We start from the raw sequence: 18,104 nt of genomic DNA on the forward strand, positions 1-18,104 counted from the left end.
CTCAGATGTGGTACTCGGGCGCCGTCAGGATCGCCCGGGTGTCCTCGCCGACCGCCCGCCGTCGGGCCCGCGCCGGCACTCCGACGAGCACGGAGTCGGACGGCGCGTCCTTCGTGACCACGGCGTTCGCGCCGATGACCGAGTGCGCGCCGATGACGATCGGTCCGAGGATCTTCGCTCCCGCGCCGACGGCGACGCCGTCTTCGAGGGTCGGATGCCGCTTGCCGCCGTCCCGCGTCCGGCCGCCCAGCGTCACCCCGTGGTAGAGCATGACGTCGTCGCCGACCTCCGCCGTCTCGCCGATCACGACACCCATGCCGTGGTCGATGAAGAAGCGCCGCCCGATGCGGGCGCCGGGATGGATCTCGATGCCGGTGAGCCAGCGGGTGACCTGCGAGAGCGCCCGCGCGGGGAAGCGCCGGCCCCGCCGCCACAGCGCGTGCGATACCCGGTGGCTCCACACGGCGTGGAGCCCCGGGTACAGCAGCGCGATCTCGAGCCCGCCGCGTGCGGCCGGGTCGCGCAGCTTCGCCGCCGCGATGTCCTCGCGGACGGCGCGGACGACGGCGACGAGGCTGCGGCGCAGGGAGCGGGCGATGCCGGGCACGACGGACCTTTCGGAGACGACCGGGATCAGTCGCGGAACTCCTCGAAGAGCGCCGTCGAGAGGTACCGCTCGCCGAAGGAGGGGATGATCACGACGATGTTCTTGCCCTCGGCCTCGGGACGTGCGGCGACCTGGAGCGCCGCCCAGATGGCGGCGCCGGACGAGATGCCCACGAGGATGCCCTCGGTCGTGGCGACCTTCTTGGCGGTCGCGATCGCGTCGTCGAAGGTGACGTCCTGGACTTCGTCGATGACGCCCTGGTCGAGGATCGGCGGGATGAAGTTCGGGCCGATGCCCTGGATCTTGTGGGGTCCGGGCTTGCCCTCGGTCAGCAGGGGGGAGTCCTTCGGCTCGACCGCGACCACCTTCGCGGCGGGCACGCGCTCCTTCAGCACCTGGCCGACGCCGGTGATCGTCCCGCCGGTGCCGATGCCGGCGACGAAGTAGTCGACGGCGCCGTCGGTGTCGCGCAGGATCTCCTCGGCGGTGGTCTTGCGGTGGATCTCGACGTTGGCCTGGTTGGCGAACTGCTTCGCGAGCACGGCGCCGGGGGTCTCGGCGGCGATGCGCTCGGCCTCGCCGACGGCGCCCTTCATACCGAGCGACGGGTCGGTCAGGACGAGCTCGGCACCGTAGGCGCGCAGCAGCATCCGACGCTCGATCGACATCGAGGACGGCATCGTCAGGATGACCTTGTAGCCGCGGGCCGCGCCCACCATGGCGAGGGCGATGCCGGTGTTGCCGCTCGTGCCCTCGACGATCGTGCCGCCGGGCTTCAGCTCACCGGAGGCCTCCGCGGCGTCGACGATCGCGATGCCCAGGCGGTCCTTGACCGACGAGGCGGGATTGTAGAACTCGAGCTTGGCGAGGATGGTCCCCGGCAGCCCCTCGGACACGCGGTTCAGTCGGACGAGGGGGGTGTTGCCGAATGCGCTCGTGATGTCGGAGTGGATGCCGGTCATGGGATGCCTTCCGTGCGGGTCGGATGAATTGGGTGCGGCTCAGGTGTCCGCGATGCGCCCCCCAGCCTACGGTCCCGGCGACCCGGGCGGCCCTGTGTGACGATGCCGTGCGCGGTATCCTGAGGCTTCCCATGTCGACTTCACGGACTTCCGACGCGCCCACGGGCAGCGACCTCGCCCCCCTCGTGCGCCGCGCCGCCGAGCGCCTCGCCGCGTCCGGCGTGCCGTCCGCCGATGTCGACGCCGAACTCCTCGCCGCGCACGTCCTGGGCATCGGCCGGGGGGAGCTCGCCGCCGCCATGATGCGCGGTGATCGGATGCCGGAGACCGCCGCCACGCGCTTCGCCGAGCTCGTCGAGCGCCGCGCCGCGCGCGAACCGCTGCAGCACCTCACCGGGACGGCGCCGTTCCGCCACCTGGAGCTCCGGGTGGGGCCGGGGGTGTTCGTCCCGCGTCCCGAGACCGAGATGGTCGCGCAGCTCGCGATCGACGCGCTGCGCGCCGCGCCCGGTCCCGAGCCGGTCGCCGTCGACCTCGGCACGGGCAGCGGCGCGCTCGCCCTGTCGCTCGCGACCGAGGTGCCGCACGCGCAGGTGCACGCGGCCGAGAATTCTGTCGACGCCTTCCTCTGGGCGAAGGAGAACTTCGCCCTCCACGCCCCGCATGCCCGTCTCGCGTTCATCGACCTCGCCGATGCGTTCCCCGAGCTCGACGGCACCGTCTCGGTCGTGGTGTCGAACCCGCCCTACGTGCCCGACGACGCGATCCCGCGCGACCCCGAGGTGCGCTTCTGGGACCCGCCGGCGGCGCTGTACGGCGGTCCCGACGGGCTCGACGTCGTGCGCGTGCTGTCGCACGTGGCGCTGCGGCTGCTGCATCCCGGCGGCACGCTGGTGATCGAACACGGCGAGTGGCAGGGCCCCGGCATCCGCGATCTGCTGACCGCCGACGGATGGCGCGGCGCGGCCACGCACCGGGACCTCACGGCGCGGGACCGCGCGACGACGGCGCTGCGTCCCTGAATCGGGACCGCCCGCGTGCAGGCGGTCCCGAGCCCGCTCCTCGTAGAATGCTGCGGATATGTCTCCCGTCCTCGACTGCCGCGACGCCGACCAGCTGCTCCCCGCTCTGCGCCAGGCCCGCCAGGCCATCGGCCGCGGCGAACTCATCGTGATGCCGACCGACACCGTCTACGGCGTGGCCGCCGACGCGTTCAACGCCTCCGCCGTCGCGCGCCTGCTGGCGGCCAAGGGCCGCGGACGGCAGTCACCCCCGCCGGTGCTCGTCTCGGGACCCGACACCATGCGTGCGCTCGTGGCCGAGGTGCCCGAGCCCGTCGATCGCCTCGTGGAGCGGTTCTGGCCGGGGGGTCTCACCATCGTCCTGCCCGCCCAGCCCTCGCTGCGCTGGGACCTCGGCGAGACCCGCGGCACCGTCGCGGTGCGGATGCCGGACGACGCCTTCGCCCTCGAACTGCTGCAGGAGACCGGTCCACTCGCCGTCTCGAGCGCGAACCTGACGGGCAAGCCCGCGGCGCTCGAGATCGACTCGGCGATCGAAATGCTCCGCGACAGCATCTCCGTCTACCTCGACGGCGGGCTCGTCGACACCGGGGTCGCCTCCACCATCATCGATGCGACGGGACTCGTCGGCCGCGATCCGCGGCCTGTGACGGTGCTGCGCGACGGTGCCGTCTCCCGCGCCGCCCTGCGCGAGGTGCTTGGCGACCTGCTCGAGCCGGATCCGGTCTCGCCCGACGAATCCGACGACGCGTGAGGGACTACCTGCTCGCGTTCGTCATCACCGGCGCCCTCACCTTCGTCTTCTCGTGGGCGGTCTGGCGTGTGGCGATGAAGTTCGGGCTGCACCCGGCGATCCGCGAGCGGGACGTCCACAAGACCCCCACGCCCCGGCTCGGGGGCGTGGCGATGTTCATCGGCATGCTCGGCTTCTTCGTGCTGTCCTCCCAGCTCCCCGCCTTCGCGATCGTGTGGCAGGAGCCGTCGATGGTGTGGTCCCTGCTGGGGGCCGCCGCCCTCATGGTCGTGGTCGGCGTCGCCGACGACCTGTGGGACCTCGACTGGATGATCAAGCTCGGCGCCCAGTTCGTCGCCGCCTGGATCGTCGTCTCGCCCGGCGGCATCCAGATCTTCTACCTGCCCTTCGGCCAGCAGGTCGTCGTGTCGAGCTGGGTCAGCATCAGCCTGTCGATCCTCCTCATCGTGATCGTCATGAACGCCGTCAACTTCATCGACGGACTCGACGGGCTCGTCGCAGGGGTGTGCCTCATCGCGAACGCGGTGTTCTTCGCCTACTCGGCGATGCTCGTGCGCGACTTCGACAACAGCGAGCAGAGCAACACCGGGGTGTTCATCGCGATCGTGCTGCTCGGGATGTGCGCGGGCTTCCTGCCGTTCAACTGGAATCCGGCCCGCATGTTCATGGGGGATGCCGGTGCCCTCCTCCTCGGGCTCATGATGGCGTCGTCGGCGATCGTCGTCACCGGCAACCTGCCGCCGAACCTCCTGAGCGATAACGACCTCTTCGGCCGCTCTCAGCTGCTCGGTGCCTTCATCCCCGTCATCCTCCCCGTCGTCATCGTGCTGTTGCCGCTCGTCGACTTCGGTCTCGCCGTCGTCCGGCGGATGGCGCAGGGCAAGTCGCCGTTCTCGCCCGACCGCAAGCACCTCCACCACCGGATGCTCGACATGGGCCACACCGACCGCAACGCCGTCTTCGTGTTCTACGCGTGGACCGCCGTCGTCTCGCTGTCGGTCCTGCTGATGTACATCGGCACGACGAAGGGCTGGCCCGGCCGGTACTGGCCCGGCGTCGCGTTCCTCGTCATCGGCTGCATCGCCTGCGTCCTCGTCACACTGCCCCCCGCGCGCCGCGCCCGATCGGTCGCGCCCGAACAGAAGGCCCTCTCGTGAGCTCCCTGTCCTCCACCTCCATGCTGCGCACCGCCCTCGTGTGGTCCGGAATCGTGACCGCGGTCCTTCTCGTCGCGGGGGGAGCGGTCGGACTGCTCGTCGCCGGGACGTCGGGCCTGTGGAGCGCCCTCGTCGCCGTCCTGATGGCGGCGGTCTTCCTGGGCTTCACGATCGTGTCGATCCTCATCGCCAACCGTTTCTACGGCGATCCGCTGTTCGTGCCGATCTTCTTCGGTTCCGTCATGGGCGGATGGATCCTCAAGTTCGTGGTCTTCCTCGTCGTGCTCTTCGTCCTGCGCGATCAGCCGTGGCTGACCCCGCTGGTCTTCCTCGTCTCCCTCGTCGTCAGCATCGTCGCCTCGCTCGTCGTCGACGTCGTCGTCATGCTCCGGATGCGGACCTCCGCCGTCAGCGACACGACACTGCCCACCGCCGCGGAGGTGGAGGCCGGGGAACGCCGGCCCGGGGACTCGGCGGCGCCCCAGGACTGATAGGCTGTTCTCGAGCCCGCCTGATCCCGACGGGAACGTCTGCGGAGTCAGCTCACCGACCATCGTCGCCCGATCCTTTGATCGACGCCCCGAAGCTGGAGCCAGCGCTGTTTACTCAAGCTGCGACCCTGATCGCTACTGCCGCCGAAGACGCCCCCGTGTTCCACGGGCCCTCGATCGACGACTTCTTCCCCGAGACGCTCTTCCAGATCGGTTTCCTCGAGGTCAACCGGATCCACCTCATCCAGTTCCTCGCGACGATCGCCATCGTCCTGATCTTCTGGCTCGGGACGCGTCGGATGACCGTCGTCCCCGGCCGGTTCCAGAGCATCGTCGAGATGGGCCTGGACTTCGTCCGCGTCAACATCGCCGAGGACATCCTGGGTAAGAAGGACGGGCGCCGGTTCCTCCCGATCCTCACCACGATCTTCTTCATGGTGCTGTTCATGAACATCACGGGCGTCATCCCGTTCCTGAACATCGCCGGTTCTTCGATCGTCGCGGTCCCACTCCTGCTGGCGATCGTCGCGTACGTGACCTTCATCTACGCCGGCATCAAGCACAACCCGGGCGCGTTCTTCAAGAACGCCCTGATGCCCTCCGGCGTGCCGTGGCCGCTGTACATCATCATCATCCCGCTCGAGTTCCTCTCGACCTTCATCATCCGGCCCGTCACGCTGACGCTGCGTCTCCTGATGAACATGATCGTCGGCCACCTCATGCTGGTCCTGTTCTTCGCGGCCACCCAGTTCTTCCTCGTCGAGGTCGGCGGCTGGTTCTCGGCGCTCGCTGCGGGCACGCTCGCGTTCGGGTTCGCCTTCACGCTGTTCGAGATCTTCGTCGCCTTCCTCCAGGCCTACGTCTTCGCCATCCTCACCGCGGTCTACATCCAGCTCGCGGTGGCAGAAGAGCACTAAGCGGTCCGGCGCACGCCGAACCATCCAACCGAAAGGAAACACCTCCGTGGACGCAACTACGGTTCTCGCCGCCCTCGAGGGCAACGTCGCGACGATGGGCTACGGCCTCGCCGCCATCGGTCCCGCCATCGGCGTGGGTATCGTCGTCGGCAAGACGATCGAGGGCGTGGCCCGTCAGCCCGAGCTGGCCGGCCGCCTGCAGGTCCTGATGTTCATCGGTATCGCCTTCACCGAGGCGCTCGCCTTCATCGGCATCGCGACCTACTTCATCTTCGTCTGATCCCCGAACAGATTCCTAAGGAGACAGGATGCTGAATGCTCTTGTCGCGTACGCCGCAGAAGAGGGCGAGGCGCACAACCCGCTTTTCCCCGCCGCGTACGACATCATCTGGTCGGGCGTCTGCTTCGTCGTGATCCTGTTCGTCTTCTGGCGGGTCGCCCTGCCGAAGATGCAGGTTCTGCTCGACCAGCGCGCTGCCGCCATCGAAGGCAACATCGCGAAGGCCGACGAGGCGCAGCGCAAGGCGGAAGCCGCCCTCGAGGAGTACACGGCCCAGCTGGCCGAGGCTCGCAAGGAAGCCGGTGAGATCCGTGACGCCGCTCGTGAGGACGGCAAGAAGATCGTCACCGAGGCCAAGGACAACGCCGCCGCCGAGGCTGCGCGTCTGACCGCCGCTGCTCACTCCCAGATCGAGGCCGAGCGCCAGAGCGCGCTCGTCTCGCTCCGCAGCGAGGTGGGCACCCTCGCCCTCGACCTCGCCGGCGGCGTGATCGGTGAGACCCTGTCGGACGACGCCAAGGCCCAGGCCGTGGTCGACCGCTTCCTCGCCGACCTCGAGGCATCCGAGAAGGCGGCGAAGTAATGGGCAGCGCGACCACTCAGGCCCTCGCGGCGACGACGTCGGCCCTGCAGGCCGCGCCGGGCGTCGACCTCGACGTCGCCCGCGAGCTCTTCGCCGCGGCGCGCGTCCTGGCCGGCTCGTCGCAGCTGAGCGGCGCGCTCTCCGATGCGTCGGTTCCCGCGGAAGGCCGCCAGAAGGTCGTCGCGAACGTGTTCGGCACGTTCTCGCCGGCCACGGTGGCCGTCCTCGACGCCGCCGTCAGCGAGCGGTGGTCCTCGGCCGCCGATCTGCTGACCGGTATCGAGGAGGCGGGCATCCGTGCCGCCGCCATCGCGGCCCCGCAGGCCGACATCGAGGGCGAACTGTTCTCGGTGGCCCGCACGATCGCGGCCAACCCCGAGCTCGAACTGGCGCTTGGCAGCCGTCTCGGCGACGCGTCCGCCAAGGGTGCCCTCGTCGAGAAGCTGCTCGCCGGCCGCGCCGCCGAGCCGACGGTGATCATCGTCTCCTCGCTCGCGCAGCTCCCGCGCGAGCGGCGGGTGCGTTCGATGCTGAGCTGGGCGCTCCGCGTCGTCGCCGAGCAGCGCGGTCGCGCTGTCGCGACGGTGTTCGCCGCGGCGGAGCTGACCGAGGCGCAGACCGCGCGTCTGCGGCAGACCCTCGCGGCACGGTACGACACCGAGGTCTCGCTCACTGTCGTCATCGACCCCGAGGTCGTGGGCGGCATCCGCATCGAGATCGGCAACGACGTGATCGACGCCACCGTCTCGTCCCGATTGGGCGACCTCCGCCAGCGTCTGGCGGGCTGACTCTTCCCGCTCCACCGCGGAGCGGACCCGGCTGGCCAGGTGCCCGCCACAAGACCTCACTAAGAAGGAAAACCATGGCAGAACTGTCCATCAGCCCCGACGTCATCCGTGACGCGCTGAAAGACTTCGTCGCCGCCTACGAGCCCACCGGGGCAGCGGCGACCGAGGTCGGCACCGTCGTCGACGCCGCGGACGGCATCGCCCACGTCGAGGGCCTGCCCGGCGTCATGGCGAACGAGCTCGTCCGCTTCGAGAACGGTGTCGAAGGCCTCGCGCAGAACCTCGACGAGCACGAGATCGGTGTCGTCGTCCTCGGCGACTTCGCCGGCATCGAGGCCGGTCAGAAGGTCACCCGTACCGGCGAGGTCCTCTCGGTCGGTGTCGGCGAGGGCTACCTCGGCCGTGTCGTCGACCCGCTCGGCAACCCGATCGACGGTCTCGGCGAGATCGCGACCACCGGCCGCCGCGCGCTCGAGCTCCAGGCTCCCGGCGTCATGCAGCGCAAGTCGGTCCACGAGCCGATGCAGACCGGCATCAAGGCGATCGACGCCATGATCCCCGTCGGCCGCGGTCAGCGCCAGCTGATCATCGGAGACCGTCAGACCGGCAAGACGGCGATCGCGATCGACACGATCATCAACCAGAAGTCCAACTGGGAATCGGGCGACGTCACCAAGCAGGTCCGCTGCATCTACGTCGCGATCGGCCAGAAGGGCTCGACCATCGCTTCGGTGAAGGGCGCGCTCGAGGACGCCGGTGCCATGGAGTACACGACGATCGTCGCGGCCCCGGCATCCGACCCCGCCGGCTTCAAGTACCTCGCTCCCTACACCGGATCGGCCATCGGCCAGCACTGGATGTACGAGGGCAAGCACGTCCTCATCATCTTCGACGACCTGTCGAAGCAGGCCGAGGCCTACCGTGCCGTGTCGCTGCTGCTGCGCCGCCCGCCGGGCCGCGAGGCGTACCCCGGTGACGTCTTCTACCTGCACTCGCGTCTGTTGGAGCGTTGCGCCAAGCTCTCCGACGAGCTCGGGGCGGGATCGATGACGGGTCTGCCCATCATCGAGACGAAGGCCAACGACGTCTCGGCGTACATCCCGACCAACGTGATCTCGATCACCGACGGCCAGATCTTCCTGCAGTCCGACCTCTTCAACGCCAACCAGCGTCCCGCGGTCGACGTGGGTATCTCGGTCTCGCGCGTCGGTGGTGACGCTCAGGTCAAGTCGATCAAGAAGGTATCGGGAACGCTCAAGCTCGAGCTCGCCCAGTACCGCTCGCTCGAGGCGTTCGCGATGTTCGCCTCCGACCTCGACGCCGCGTCGCGTCGTCAGCTCGCCCGCGGTGCGCGTCTGACCGAGCTGCTGAAGCAGCCGCAGTACTCGCCGTACCCCGTCGAGGAGCAGGTCGTCTCGATCTGGGCCGGCACCAACGGCAAGCTCGACACGATCGAGGTGGAGGACGTCCTCCGCTTCGAGCGCGAGCTGCTGGACCACCTGAAGCGGAACACGTCGATCCTCGACACGCTGCGCGAGACGAACGTCCTCGACGACAGCACCGTCGCGGAGCTCGACAAGGCGGTCGACGCCTTCGTCCTCGAGTTCCAGGGCGGCAAGGGTCAGGCACTCGGCGCGCCGGGTCACGAAGAGGTCGCTGCTGCGGACGCCGACGACGTGAACCAGGAGAAGATCGTCAAGGGCCGCCGCGGCTGACGCCGACGGGAGACTCATAACCAATGGGCGCACAACTCAGGGTCTACAAGCAGAAGATCTCTTCTGCTCAGACGACCAAGAAGATCACGAAGGCGATGGAACTCATCGCGGCTTCGCGCATCCAGAAGGCGATGGCACGCGTGCGCGCGTCCAACCCCTTCGCGCGGGCCGTGACGCGGGCCGTCTCCGCCGTGGCGACGCACTCGAACGTGCAGCACCCGCTGACCACCGAGCGCGAGGACATCCGACGCTCCGCCGTCGTCGTCTTCGGCTCGGACCGCGGTCTCGCCGGCGCATTCAACTCCCAGGTGATCCGCGAGGCGCTGCAGCTCGGCGAGCTGCTGCGCAGCGAGGGTCGCGAGCCGGTGTACTACCTCATCGGCCGCAAACCCGTCGGCTTCTTCCAGTTCCGTCGCATCGCGACGGCGGGGGAGTGGATCGGTGACACCGACACGCCGGCGTTCTCGACGGCGGAGGAGATCGCGGCCGCGCTGATCGGCGCGTACGAGAAGGGCGGCGCGGACGGCGGCGTCGACGAGATCAACCTCGTCTACAACCGGTTCGTCAGCATGATGACGCAGACGCCCGAGACCGTGCGTCTGCTGCCGCTCGAGGTCGTCGAGGCGGAGGACGCGGCGTCCAGCCAGGTCTACCCGCTCTACGAGTTCGAACCGGATGCCGAGACGGTGCTCGACGCGCTGCTGCCGGTGTACGTGCAGAGCCGCGTGTTCAACGCGCTGCTCCAGTCGTCCGCCGCGAAGCAGGCCGCCACGCAGAAGGCGATGAAGTCCGCAAGCGACAACGCCGACAAGCTCATCACCGACTACACCCGCCTGCGCAACAACGCGCGTCAGGCGGAGATCACGCAGCAGATCGCCGAGATCGTCGGCGGCGCCGACGCGCTGGCGTCGGGCAAATAGACCACACGAAAGAAGAGAAGCCATGAGCCTCACCGCTGAGAAGACGGAGACCCCCGTCGTCGGTCGCGTCGCGCGCGTCACCGGCCCGGTCGTCGACATCGAGTTCCCGCACGACTCGATCCCCGAGGTCTACAACGCCCTCAAGACCACCATCACGATCGACGGCGAGTCGACCGAGATCACGCTCGAGGTCGCGCAGCACCTCGGCGACGACCTCGTCCGCGCCATCTCGCTCAAGCCCACCGACGGCATGGTCCGCGGCCAGGAGGTGCGCGACACCGGCGGCCCGATCACGGTCCCCGTCGGCGACGTCACCAAGGGCAAGGTGTTCAACGTCACCGGTGAGGTCCTCAACGCCGCGCCGGGCGAGACCATCGAGGTCACCGAGCGCTGGGGCATCCACCGTCAGGCGCCGAACTTCGACCAGCTCGAGTCCAAGACCGAGATGTTCGAGACCGGCATCAAGAGCATCGACCTGCTCACCCCGTACGTCCAGGGTGGCAAGATCGGCCTCTTCGGTGGTGCCGGCGTCGGCAAGACCGTCCTCATCCAGGAGATGATCCAGCGCGTCGCGCAGGACCACGGCGGTGTGTCGGTGTTCGCCGGTGTCGGTGAGCGCACCCGTGAGGGCAACGACCTCATCGGTGAGATGGAGGAGGCGGGCGTCTTCGACAAGACCGCCCTCGTCTTCGGCCAGATGGACGAGCCGCCGGGGACGCGTCTGCGCGTCGCCCTGTCGGCTCTCACGATGGCGGAGTACTTCCGCGACGTGCAGAAGCAGGACGTCCTCCTGTTCATCGACAACATCTTCCGCTTCACGCAGGCCGGTTCCGAGGTCTCCACGCTGTTGGGCCGCATGCCCTCTGCCGTGGGTTACCAGCCGAACCTGGCCGACGAGATGGGTGTCCTCCAGGAGCGCATCACGTCGACCCGCGGTCACTCGATCACGTCGCTGCAGGCGATCTACGTCCCCGCCGACGACTACACCGATCCGGCTCCGGCGACCACCTTCGCGCACCTCGACGCGACGACCGAGCTCTCGCGTGAGATCGCCTCGAAGGGTCTGTACCCCGCGATCGACCCGCTGACTTCGACCAGCCGCATCCTGGACCCGCGGTACATCGGTGAGGACCACTACCGTGTGGCCACCGCCGTGAAGCAGATCCTGCAGAAGAACAAGGAACTGCAGGAGATCATCGCGATCCTCGGTGTCGACGAGCTCTCCGAAGAGGACAAGATCGTCGTGTCGCGTGCACGCCGCATCCAGCAGTTCCTCTCGCAGAACACCTACATGGCGAAGAAGTTCACCGGTGTCGAGGGCTCCACGGTCCCGATCAAGGAGACCATCGAGTCGTTCGACGCCATCGTCAAGGGTGACTTCGACCACGTGGCCGAGCAGGCCTTCTTCAACGTCGGTGGCATCTCCGACGTCGAGGAGAAGTGGGCGCAGATCCAGAAGGAGAACGGCTGACATGGCGCTGACCGTCACCCTCGTCTCCGCTGAGGCGGAGGTCTGGCACGGCGAGGCGAGCCTCGTCGTGGCCAAGACGGTCGAGGGCGAGATCGGCTTCATGTCCGGTCACGAGCCCGTCCTCGCCATCCTCGCGGAGGGTGAAGTCCGGATCACGCAGTCGAACGGCGAGAAGATCGTCGCGACGGCGGAGGACGGCTTCCTCTCGATGGAGAACGACGAGCTCACCATCGTGGCCGGGAACGCAGCCCTGCAGTCCTGACACCCTTTGCGCGCAGCGCCGTCCGGTTCGCCGGGCGGCGCTGCGCTTTTCCCCGGAGGTGCCGCCGTGCTCATCCTGCTGCCCCCGTCCGAGACCAAGCGCCCCGGCGGCGACGGCCCGCGCTGGCGTCCGGACGCGCTCGCCTATCCGACGCTCTCGACGCAGCGCGAGCAGGTGATCGACGCGCTCGTCGCGCTCAGCGACGACGAGGAGGCCGCGGCCCGCGTGCTCAAGCTCTCCGCCCGGCAACGCGGCGAGGTCGCCGTCAACGCCGCGCTCCGCGGCTCCCCGACGATGCCCGCCGTCGACCGCTACACCGGGGTCCTCTTCGACGCCCTCGACGCCGCGACTCTCGACGACGCGTCGCGTGCCTGGCTGGCGGGCCACGTCGCGATCCACTCCGCCCCGTTCGGCGTGGTCGGGGCGCTGGATCCGATCCCGGCGTACCGTCTGGGAGCCGGCATCCGCGTCCCCGGACTCCCGCCGATGCGGGCAGTGTGGGCGGATGCCGTCGGTGCCGCGATCGCGGCATCCTCGCCCTCGTTCGTCCTCGACCTGCGTTCGGAGGCGTACGTCGCCCTGGGGCCCGTGCCCGCCGGGATCCCGCAGGCGTACGTGCGGGTCGTGTCGGAGGGACCGGACGGCGCCATCCGGGCCCTGAACCACTTCAACAAACACGCCAAGGGGGAACTCGTCCGCCGCCTCGCGACCTCACGGCCGGACGTCCCCGGACCCGACGCGCTCATGCGATGGGCGCAGGACGAAGAGATCGTCCTGCGCCCATCGGCGGCCGGCGAGCTGGAGCTCGTCGTGCCGCCTACTACGAGATGAAGCGGAAGGTCACCGGGTAGCGGTAGCTGCCCCCGGCGTTCACCCGAACCGCGCCGAGGATCGAGAAGATGATGTTCGCGACCCACACGGCGAACGGGAGCAACCCCCCGATGAAGCCGAGGAACGGGATGAAGGCCAGGATGCCCGCAACGATGTAGGCGACGATCATGGCGATCGTGAAGGTGATCTGCCAGTTCAGCGCCTCCTTTCCCTCGACGTTCGTGCGGGGACCGCGGTCCTTGAACACGAGCCAGATGATGAGGGCGGGCAGGAAGCCGACGATGCCGCCGAGGTGCGCGAACATCGCCCACTGCTTGTCCTGATCGGGGGTGAGAGCGGCGCCCGGCTGCGGCTGCCCGTAACCCGGCTGCCCGTACGGCTGCTGCTGCGCGTAGGGCTGCTGGGGCGGCGGCGGAGCGTAACCGCCCGGGTTCTGTCCCGGCGGAGGGGTCGGCGCGCCTGCGGGAGGAGGAGACGCGGGGCCGTCCTGCGGCGGCGTGTTCGGGTCGGTCATCGGTATGCCCTTCTGTCGGCGTCGCCGCGGCGCGCGGCGTTCAGCGCGCGTGCGCTGCCACACACGAAAGGTAGTGCCGGGAACGGGTCGGGGGCAACGCCCCGCGCCGCAGGATGACGGCGGAGGACGTCCACTAGAGTGTGAGGACGCTGCACCGATCAGGAAGAAGGGTGGGAGCGTGCCCGAAGCCGTCACCTCGTCCCGCGTCGTCCCCTCCGGCGCAGGCCCCATCGAGGTGCGCTGGGCCGAGGTCACCCACCAGGGCCGCCGCCGCGAGAACAACCAGGATGCCGTGCTGTCGGCGTTCCCGCTCTTCGTCGTCGCCGACGGGATGGGCGGCCACATCGGGGGCGAGATCGCCAGCTCGCGCACGGTGGAGCGCCTCTCGGCCGCCGTCGACCGCGGCACGGTCTCGCCGGAGGCGATCGAGGACGCCCTCGAGCACGCGGTGGCCGACATCGCCTCGCACGCCGAGACGACCGACGACGGCACCGGCACGACGGTGACGGGTGTCTACCTCGACCTCACCGGCGCCGAGCCGACCTGGGTGACCCTCAACATCGGCGACTCCCGGGTGTACCTGCTCCGCGACGGCGCGCTCGCGCAGGTGACGACCGACCACTCCGTCGTCCAGGAGCTGATCGCCGCAGGCCGTCTCAGCCCGGAGGAGGCCGAGAACCACCCTTACGGCAACGTCATCACCCGGGCCGTCGGTCCGAGCGACGGGGTGGTGCCCGACTACGTGCGACTCGAGGTCGTCGACGGCGACCGCTTCGTGGTGTGCAGCGACGGACTGACGAAAGAGCTCACCGACTACGGTATCCTGCACTTCCTCCTGCAGAACCAGGACCCGGCTGCCGCGGTCGACGCGATGCTCGAGGCGGCGCTGGAGAACGGCGGCCGCGACAACGTGTCCATCATCGTCGTGAGCGCGCGGCACGTCCCGGCCGACGAGGACACCGCCACGGTCGAGATCTCCTCACCAGTGCGCCCCTGACGCGGATCGTCCACAGGACGTCCGTGCACCGGCCGCCGGACCGGGCCCTCCGCGCACAGTGGAGCGGTGTCCACCTACGCACCCGATGACCCCCTCGCGCTTCCCCGCCGTGCCGAGCCGGCACCGCGCCCGCCCCTCCCGCTCCTGACCGTCGTCGTACCGGTCGTCGGTGCGGGCGTGCTGTGGATGGTGACGGGGTCGGCCTACGCTCTGCTGTTCGCCGCCCTCGGCCCGCTCATCGCGATCGCCTCGGTCGCCGACGCGGCGCGCACCTCGAAACGGACGGCGAAGAAGGATGCCGCGGCGCTCCGCCGTCGGCTGGCGCAGGCGGAGGTCGACGTGGCGAACCGCCACGACGACGAGCGCGCCCAGCGTTGGGCGACGCATCCCGACGTCCCGCGCTTCCTCGCCCGCCCGGAATCGATCTGGCGCGTCGTCCCCGAGCGCGAGTCCATGCTCGTCGTCGGTTCGGGAGAGGACGCGAGTGCCCTGCGGACGACGGGCGGTGACGGGGACGACGCGTCGGCGGAACTCCGTCGGCGCGCGGCGCGGGTGGACGACGTGCCCGTCCTCGTGCCGCTCACGACGGGCGTCGCCGTGGTGGGGCCGCCGGCGCTCGCCGCCGCGGTCGCGCGCGCTCTCGCGTTGCAGGTGCTCCTGTGCCTCTCGCCCGGGCGCGTGCGTCTGAGCGACGCCGGTCCGTCGTGGGCGGATGCCGCGCCCCACCGCGCCGCTGCGGTCGGGCCGCTCCTCCAGGTGCTCGAAAACGGCGGGCTCGTCGGCGGCGACGTCGACATCCCCATCGTCGTCGTGCCCGACGGCGCGCCGCCGCCGCCGCGGTGCGGGGCGGTCCTGCGGCTGACCGGGCCGACCCGGGCGTGGCTCGATCTCGACGGCCGGTCCCGTGACGTGACCGTGGACGTGCTCTCGGCGGCGCAGGCGGCGCACCTGGCCGGCCTCCTCGCCGATCGGGCGGAGCGCGCGCTCGGGCAGACCGCGGGGGACGTCCTGACCCTGCGCGAGACGCTGCGGCAAGTTCCGCCCGCCCGGCGCGGCGCACTGCCGGCGGCGTTCGGAAGCGCGGGCGGAGCGGCGGCGCCCGTCGACCTCGTGGCCGACGGGCCTCACGCGGTGGTCATCGGGATGACCGGGGCGGGCAAGAGCGAGCTGCTCACGTCGTGGGTCGTCTCGCTGTGCGCGGCGCACACGCCGTCGCAGGTGGGACTGCTGCTCGTGGACTTCAAGGGCGGCCGCACCTTCGACCATCTGGCACCTCTGCCGCACGTGACCGGTGTCCTCACCGATCTCGACGAGGCCACGACGCTGCGCGCCATCGACAGCCTTCGCGCCGAGGTCCGCTTCCGGGAGCGCACCCTCGCGTCCCTCGGGGCGCGCGACGTCGACGAAGCGGGCGAGGGGCTCGGACGGCTCGTCATCGTGGTCGACGAGTACGCGGCGCTCGTGGCGGCGCACCCCGTGCTGCATGACGTGTTCGGTGATCTCGCCGCACGCGGGCGGGCCCTCGGCATCCACCTCGTCCTCGCGGCGCAGCGCGCGAACGGTGTCTTCCGCGACGCCGTGCTCGCCAACGCCCCGCTCCGCATCGCGCTGCGGGTCGCCGATGCGACCGACTCCCGTGCGGTGCTGGGCGTCGACGACGCCGCGCGGCTCTCGGGACGAGCGGATGCCCGCGGCACGGCGCTCGTGCGACGGTCCGGCGACACGGCGCCGCACCCGGTGCGGGTGGCTCTGTGCGATGCGACGGTCATCGCCGAGGCGGTGGCGAGGTACGAGGGTGAGGGCGCGCGACGCCCGTGGTTGCCGGCTCTTCCCGAGTGCGTCCCGCTCGCCTCGGTCCGGCAGGCCGGCGTCGTCGTGCTGGGAACCGCCGACGAGCCCGAGCAGCAGCGCCAGCGCGCCGTGGCCTGGGACGAGCCGGCGCTCGCGGCGGTCGGCGGGCCGCGGAGCGGGAGGACGGGGGTGCTCCGCACGATCGCCGCGCAGACGGAGACGCTCCTGGTGCCGGGGGATCCCGAGGGGGCGTGGGACGCACTGACGACCCTCGAGCACGTGCCCGCCGGCGCCACGGTGCTCGTGGACGACCTCGACGCCATGCTCGCCGCCCTGCCGGGGGAGTACGGCGCCGTCGCTGCCGAGTCGCTCGAGCAGGCCCTGCGCGGCGCGCGCACCCGCGGCATCCGGATCGCCCTCACGACGCAGCGCGTCGGCGGCGGCGTCGGCCGGATCCTCGAGCTCGTGCCGCAGCGTCTCGTCCTCGGGACGGCCACGCGTGCCGACCACGTCGCCGCCGGCGGCGACGCGAGCGATCACCTGCCGGATCTACCGCCGGGACGCGGACGGCTCGGGCGGACGCTCGTCCAGGTCGCCGACGCCGGCGCCCAGGACCTCTCCGTCGTCAGCGATCCGCCGCCCGTCTGGCAGCCCGGACGCCGGCCCGCGGCGGTCGTCGCGCCCGCCGGCGCGCGTCTGCGACGGCTCACGGCGGAGTGGGAACGCTGGGGCATCCCGGTGACACCCGTCGCCGCGCAGGCGTCCCTGACGCGCGGCGGGGTCGTGATCGGCCCGCCCGACGCCTGGCTCGCCCAGTGGCGGCTGCTCGCCGACGCGCGCGCCGACGCGGACCTCGTCATCGACGCCGCGTGCGCGGCGGAGTACCGCGCTCTCGTCGGGTCCCGCGACCTGCCGCCGTTCGTCGTCCCCGGTGCGGGTCGCGGCTGGTGGCACGTGCCCGATCGCCCGGTGCGGCGCGTCCTGATGGAGCGCGACTGAGCGTCAGGGCGCCGGGATCAGACGGTGGGACGGATGACGCCGACGTCCCTGCCGCCGCCGACCACCGTCAGCGGCAGGTCGGCGAGGGTGCGCGCCACGTCCGCCGCCTGCAGGGCGCCGGCGCGGACGAGCAGCGTGAGCGCCGTCACGGCGCCCGCCCGGGTGCTGCCGTCGAGCATCTTCAGCACGGCGGTCGTGCCGTTCGGGGCGATCATGGCCATGACGCCCTCGGCACCGTGCTTGGCGAACACGCCGAGGCGCTCCGTCACGATCGAGTCGGGCTGACCGGGGCCCTGGATCACCCACGGGTTCTCCCGGACGGCACGGACCAGGGTGCCCGCGCTCCGGTGCAGCGCGAACGGCGACTTCTCGGACGAGGCGCCGATGCGGTGGAAGGCCCGGGCGAGGGCGGCGAGACTCATCGCGTGCACCGGGGCGCCGCATCCGTCCGTCGCCGTCGCCGTGATCTTCGTCCCGGTGAGGCGCTCGATGACCTCACGGGTGTGGACCTGCAGCGGATGCTGCGGGTCGAGGTAGGTCGTCGTGTCCCACCCGCTCGCTTGACAGGCCAGCAGCATCGCCGCGTGCTTGCCCGAGCAGTTCATCCGCACGCGCTGCGGCCCGATCAGCTCGCGGGTCATCTCGTCGCGCGCGGCCGGGTCGCCCGGCCACGCGGGCGGGCACTGCAGCGCATCCTCACCGAGACCGGCGGCGGTGAGGATGTCGGTGACGAGGGCCACGTGCCGGTCCGTGCCGGAGTGGCTGGCGGTCGCGACGGCGAGATGCGGGCCCTCGAGCGTCGCCCCGGCCGAGACGCTCGCGAGCGCCTGCATCGGCTTCAGGGTCGAGCGGGGCAGGATGGGCGCCTCCACGGCGCCCAGCGCCGAGACGACCCCTCCCTCGGGGTCGAGCACGATCGCCGACCCCGCATGACGGGACTCGATGAAACCGCTGCGTTCGACGACGGCGAGTTCGACGGCATCCGTCACGGCGAAGGTCTCAGGCACCCGTCCAGCCTACCCAGGGCCCTCCCGCGCCCGCCC

General features: G+C 70.6%; 19 protein-coding genes. 15 read left to right on the forward strand and 4 right to left on the reverse strand.

Annotated features, from left to right (window positions below):
* Position 1 precedes the first annotated feature (1 nt).
* A complete protein-coding gene (gene epsC / locus AB0P29_RS07265) occupies positions 2–607 on the reverse strand; it encodes a serine O-acetyltransferase EpsC (protein ID WP_082886059.1) in 606 nt (201 codons plus the stop codon).
* A gap of 26 nt (positions 608–633) precedes the next feature.
* Complete coding sequence (gene cysK, locus AB0P29_RS07270) at positions 634–1,569, reverse strand: cysteine synthase A (RefSeq protein WP_363379229.1); 936 nt, start codon at positions 1,567–1,569, stop codon at positions 634–636.
* A gap of 131 nt (positions 1,570–1,700) precedes the next feature.
* Between cysK and prmC the strand changes: the two genes are divergently transcribed.
* The 13 genes from prmC to AB0P29_RS07335 all read left to right on the forward strand — a co-directional run bounded on the left by prmC (position 1,701) and on the right by AB0P29_RS07335 (position 12,760).
* Positions 1,701–2,591, forward strand: coding sequence for a peptide chain release factor N(5)-glutamine methyltransferase (gene prmC / locus AB0P29_RS07275; protein WP_363379230.1), 891 nt, complete (start codon positions 1,701–1,703; stop codon positions 2,589–2,591).
* Between the two features lie 58 nt (positions 2,592–2,649).
* Positions 2,650–3,345 (forward strand): L-threonylcarbamoyladenylate synthase, encoded by a 696-nt coding sequence (locus AB0P29_RS07280; RefSeq protein ID WP_217531172.1) that lies wholly within the window; start codon positions 2,650–2,652, stop codon positions 3,343–3,345.
* The gene (locus AB0P29_RS07285) at positions 3,342–4,502 is read left to right on the forward strand and encodes an MraY family glycosyltransferase (RefSeq protein ID WP_217531173.1); all 1,161 of its coding nucleotides are present in this window, start codon (positions 3,342–3,344) and stop codon (positions 4,500–4,502) included. The genes AB0P29_RS07280 and AB0P29_RS07285 overlap by 4 nt, the downstream gene beginning before the upstream one ends.
* Positions 4,499–4,993, forward strand: coding sequence for a hypothetical protein (locus AB0P29_RS07290; RefSeq protein WP_363379231.1), 495 nt, complete (start codon positions 4,499–4,501; stop codon positions 4,991–4,993). Before AB0P29_RS07285 ends, AB0P29_RS07290 begins: the two co-directional genes overlap by 4 nt.
* A gap of 158 nt (positions 4,994–5,151) precedes the next feature.
* Positions 5,152–5,910, forward strand: a complete 759-nt coding sequence (gene atpB / locus AB0P29_RS07295) for a F0F1 ATP synthase subunit A (protein WP_359917980.1) — start codon at positions 5,152–5,154, stop codon at positions 5,908–5,910.
* A 46-nt stretch (positions 5,911–5,956) separates the two neighbouring features.
* Entirely contained in the window at positions 5,957–6,190 is a 234-nt protein-coding gene (gene atpE / locus AB0P29_RS07300; protein ID WP_064001481.1) for an ATP synthase F0 subunit C, read from the forward strand.
* Positions 6,191–6,218: 28 nt separating this feature from the next.
* On the forward strand, positions 6,219–6,773 hold the full coding sequence (locus AB0P29_RS07305) for a F0F1 ATP synthase subunit B (protein WP_363379232.1): 555 nt from the start codon (positions 6,219–6,221) through the stop codon (positions 6,771–6,773).
* The gene (locus AB0P29_RS07310) at positions 6,773–7,561 is read left to right on the forward strand and encodes a F0F1 ATP synthase subunit delta (RefSeq protein ID WP_363379233.1); all 789 of its coding nucleotides are present in this window, start codon (positions 6,773–6,775) and stop codon (positions 7,559–7,561) included. The genes AB0P29_RS07305 and AB0P29_RS07310 overlap by 1 nt, the downstream gene beginning before the upstream one ends.
* 74 nt (positions 7,562–7,635) lie before the next feature.
* Entirely contained in the window at positions 7,636–9,276 is a 1,641-nt protein-coding gene (gene atpA, locus AB0P29_RS07315) for a F0F1 ATP synthase subunit alpha (RefSeq protein WP_253035920.1), read from the forward strand.
* Between the two features lie 23 nt (positions 9,277–9,299).
* The gene (locus tag AB0P29_RS07320) at positions 9,300–10,196 is read left to right on the forward strand and encodes a F0F1 ATP synthase subunit gamma (RefSeq protein WP_363379234.1); all 897 of its coding nucleotides are present in this window, start codon (positions 9,300–9,302) and stop codon (positions 10,194–10,196) included.
* 22 nt (positions 10,197–10,218) lie between these two features.
* Positions 10,219–11,667: a F0F1 ATP synthase subunit beta gene (gene atpD / locus AB0P29_RS07325; RefSeq protein ID WP_311284226.1), complete on the forward strand. Its 1,449-nt coding sequence runs from the start codon at positions 10,219–10,221 to the stop codon at positions 11,665–11,667.
* 1 nt (position 11,668) lies between these two features.
* A complete protein-coding gene (locus tag AB0P29_RS07330; RefSeq protein WP_064001487.1) occupies positions 11,669–11,929 on the forward strand; it encodes a F0F1 ATP synthase subunit epsilon in 261 nt (86 codons plus the stop codon).
* Positions 11,930–11,995: 66 nt separating this feature from the next.
* Positions 11,996–12,760, forward strand: a complete 765-nt coding sequence (locus AB0P29_RS07335; RefSeq protein WP_363379235.1) for a peroxide stress protein YaaA — start codon at positions 11,996–11,998, stop codon at positions 12,758–12,760.
* Here the strand turns inward: AB0P29_RS07335 and AB0P29_RS07340 are convergent.
* Positions 12,750–13,274, reverse strand: coding sequence for a DUF4870 domain-containing protein (locus tag AB0P29_RS07340; protein ID WP_363379236.1), 525 nt, complete (start codon positions 13,272–13,274; stop codon positions 12,750–12,752). The two genes, AB0P29_RS07335 and AB0P29_RS07340, sit on opposite strands and share 11 nt — an antisense overlap.
* 178 nt (positions 13,275–13,452) lie before the next feature.
* Between AB0P29_RS07340 and AB0P29_RS07345 the strand changes: the two genes are divergently transcribed.
* Together AB0P29_RS07345 and AB0P29_RS07350 are read left to right on the forward strand one after the other, a co-directional pair.
* The gene (locus tag AB0P29_RS07345) at positions 13,453–14,271 is read left to right on the forward strand and encodes a protein phosphatase 2C domain-containing protein (RefSeq protein ID WP_064001490.1); all 819 of its coding nucleotides are present in this window, start codon (positions 13,453–13,455) and stop codon (positions 14,269–14,271) included.
* Positions 14,272–14,337: 66 nt separating this feature from the next.
* A complete protein-coding gene (locus AB0P29_RS07350) occupies positions 14,338–17,061 on the forward strand; it encodes an FtsK/SpoIIIE domain-containing protein (RefSeq protein ID WP_363379237.1) in 2,724 nt (907 codons plus the stop codon).
* A gap of 17 nt (positions 17,062–17,078) precedes the next feature.
* On the opposite strand, the gene AB0P29_RS07355 is transcribed toward AB0P29_RS07350, so the two are convergent.
* Positions 17,079–18,068, reverse strand: a complete 990-nt coding sequence (locus AB0P29_RS07355) for an asparaginase (RefSeq protein ID WP_363379238.1) — start codon at positions 18,066–18,068, stop codon at positions 17,079–17,081.
* Between the last annotated feature and the right edge of the window lie 36 nt (positions 18,069–18,104).

This window comes from Microbacterium sp. NPDC080220 (genome assembly GCF_040686395.1).
In the GTDB taxonomy this organism is placed as follows: domain Bacteria; phylum Actinomycetota; class Actinomycetes; order Actinomycetales; family Microbacteriaceae; genus Microbacterium; species Microbacterium gawkjiense.

What these genes read in the sequence shown, in the direction of transcription:
- AB0P29_RS07340 (WP_363379236.1), bottom strand. Translation starts at nt 13,274, where the DNA reads ATGACCGACCCGAACACGCCGCCGCAGGACGGCCCCGCGTCTCCTCCT.
- atpA (WP_253035920.1), top strand. Translation starts at nt 7,636, where the DNA reads ATGGCAGAACTGTCCATCAGCCCCGACGTCATCCGTGACGCGCTGAAA.
- AB0P29_RS07320 (WP_363379234.1), top strand. Translation starts at nt 9,300, where the DNA reads ATGGGCGCACAACTCAGGGTCTACAAGCAGAAGATCTCTTCTGCTCAG.
- AB0P29_RS07280 (WP_217531172.1), top strand. Translation starts at nt 2,650, where the DNA reads ATGTCTCCCGTCCTCGACTGCCGCGACGCCGACCAGCTGCTCCCCGCT.
- AB0P29_RS07330 (WP_064001487.1), top strand. Translation starts at nt 11,669, where the DNA reads ATGGCGCTGACCGTCACCCTCGTCTCCGCTGAGGCGGAGGTCTGGCAC.
- AB0P29_RS07310 (WP_363379233.1), top strand. Translation starts at nt 6,773, where the DNA reads ATGGGCAGCGCGACCACTCAGGCCCTCGCGGCGACGACGTCGGCCCTG.
- atpD (WP_311284226.1), top strand. Translation starts at nt 10,219, where the DNA reads ATGAGCCTCACCGCTGAGAAGACGGAGACCCCCGTCGTCGGTCGCGTC.
- prmC (WP_363379230.1), top strand. Translation starts at nt 1,701, where the DNA reads ATGTCGACTTCACGGACTTCCGACGCGCCCACGGGCAGCGACCTCGCC.
- AB0P29_RS07305 (WP_363379232.1), top strand. Translation starts at nt 6,219, where the DNA reads ATGCTGAATGCTCTTGTCGCGTACGCCGCAGAAGAGGGCGAGGCGCAC.
- cysK (WP_363379229.1), bottom strand. Translation starts at nt 1,569, where the DNA reads ATGACCGGCATCCACTCCGACATCACGAGCGCATTCGGCAACACCCCC.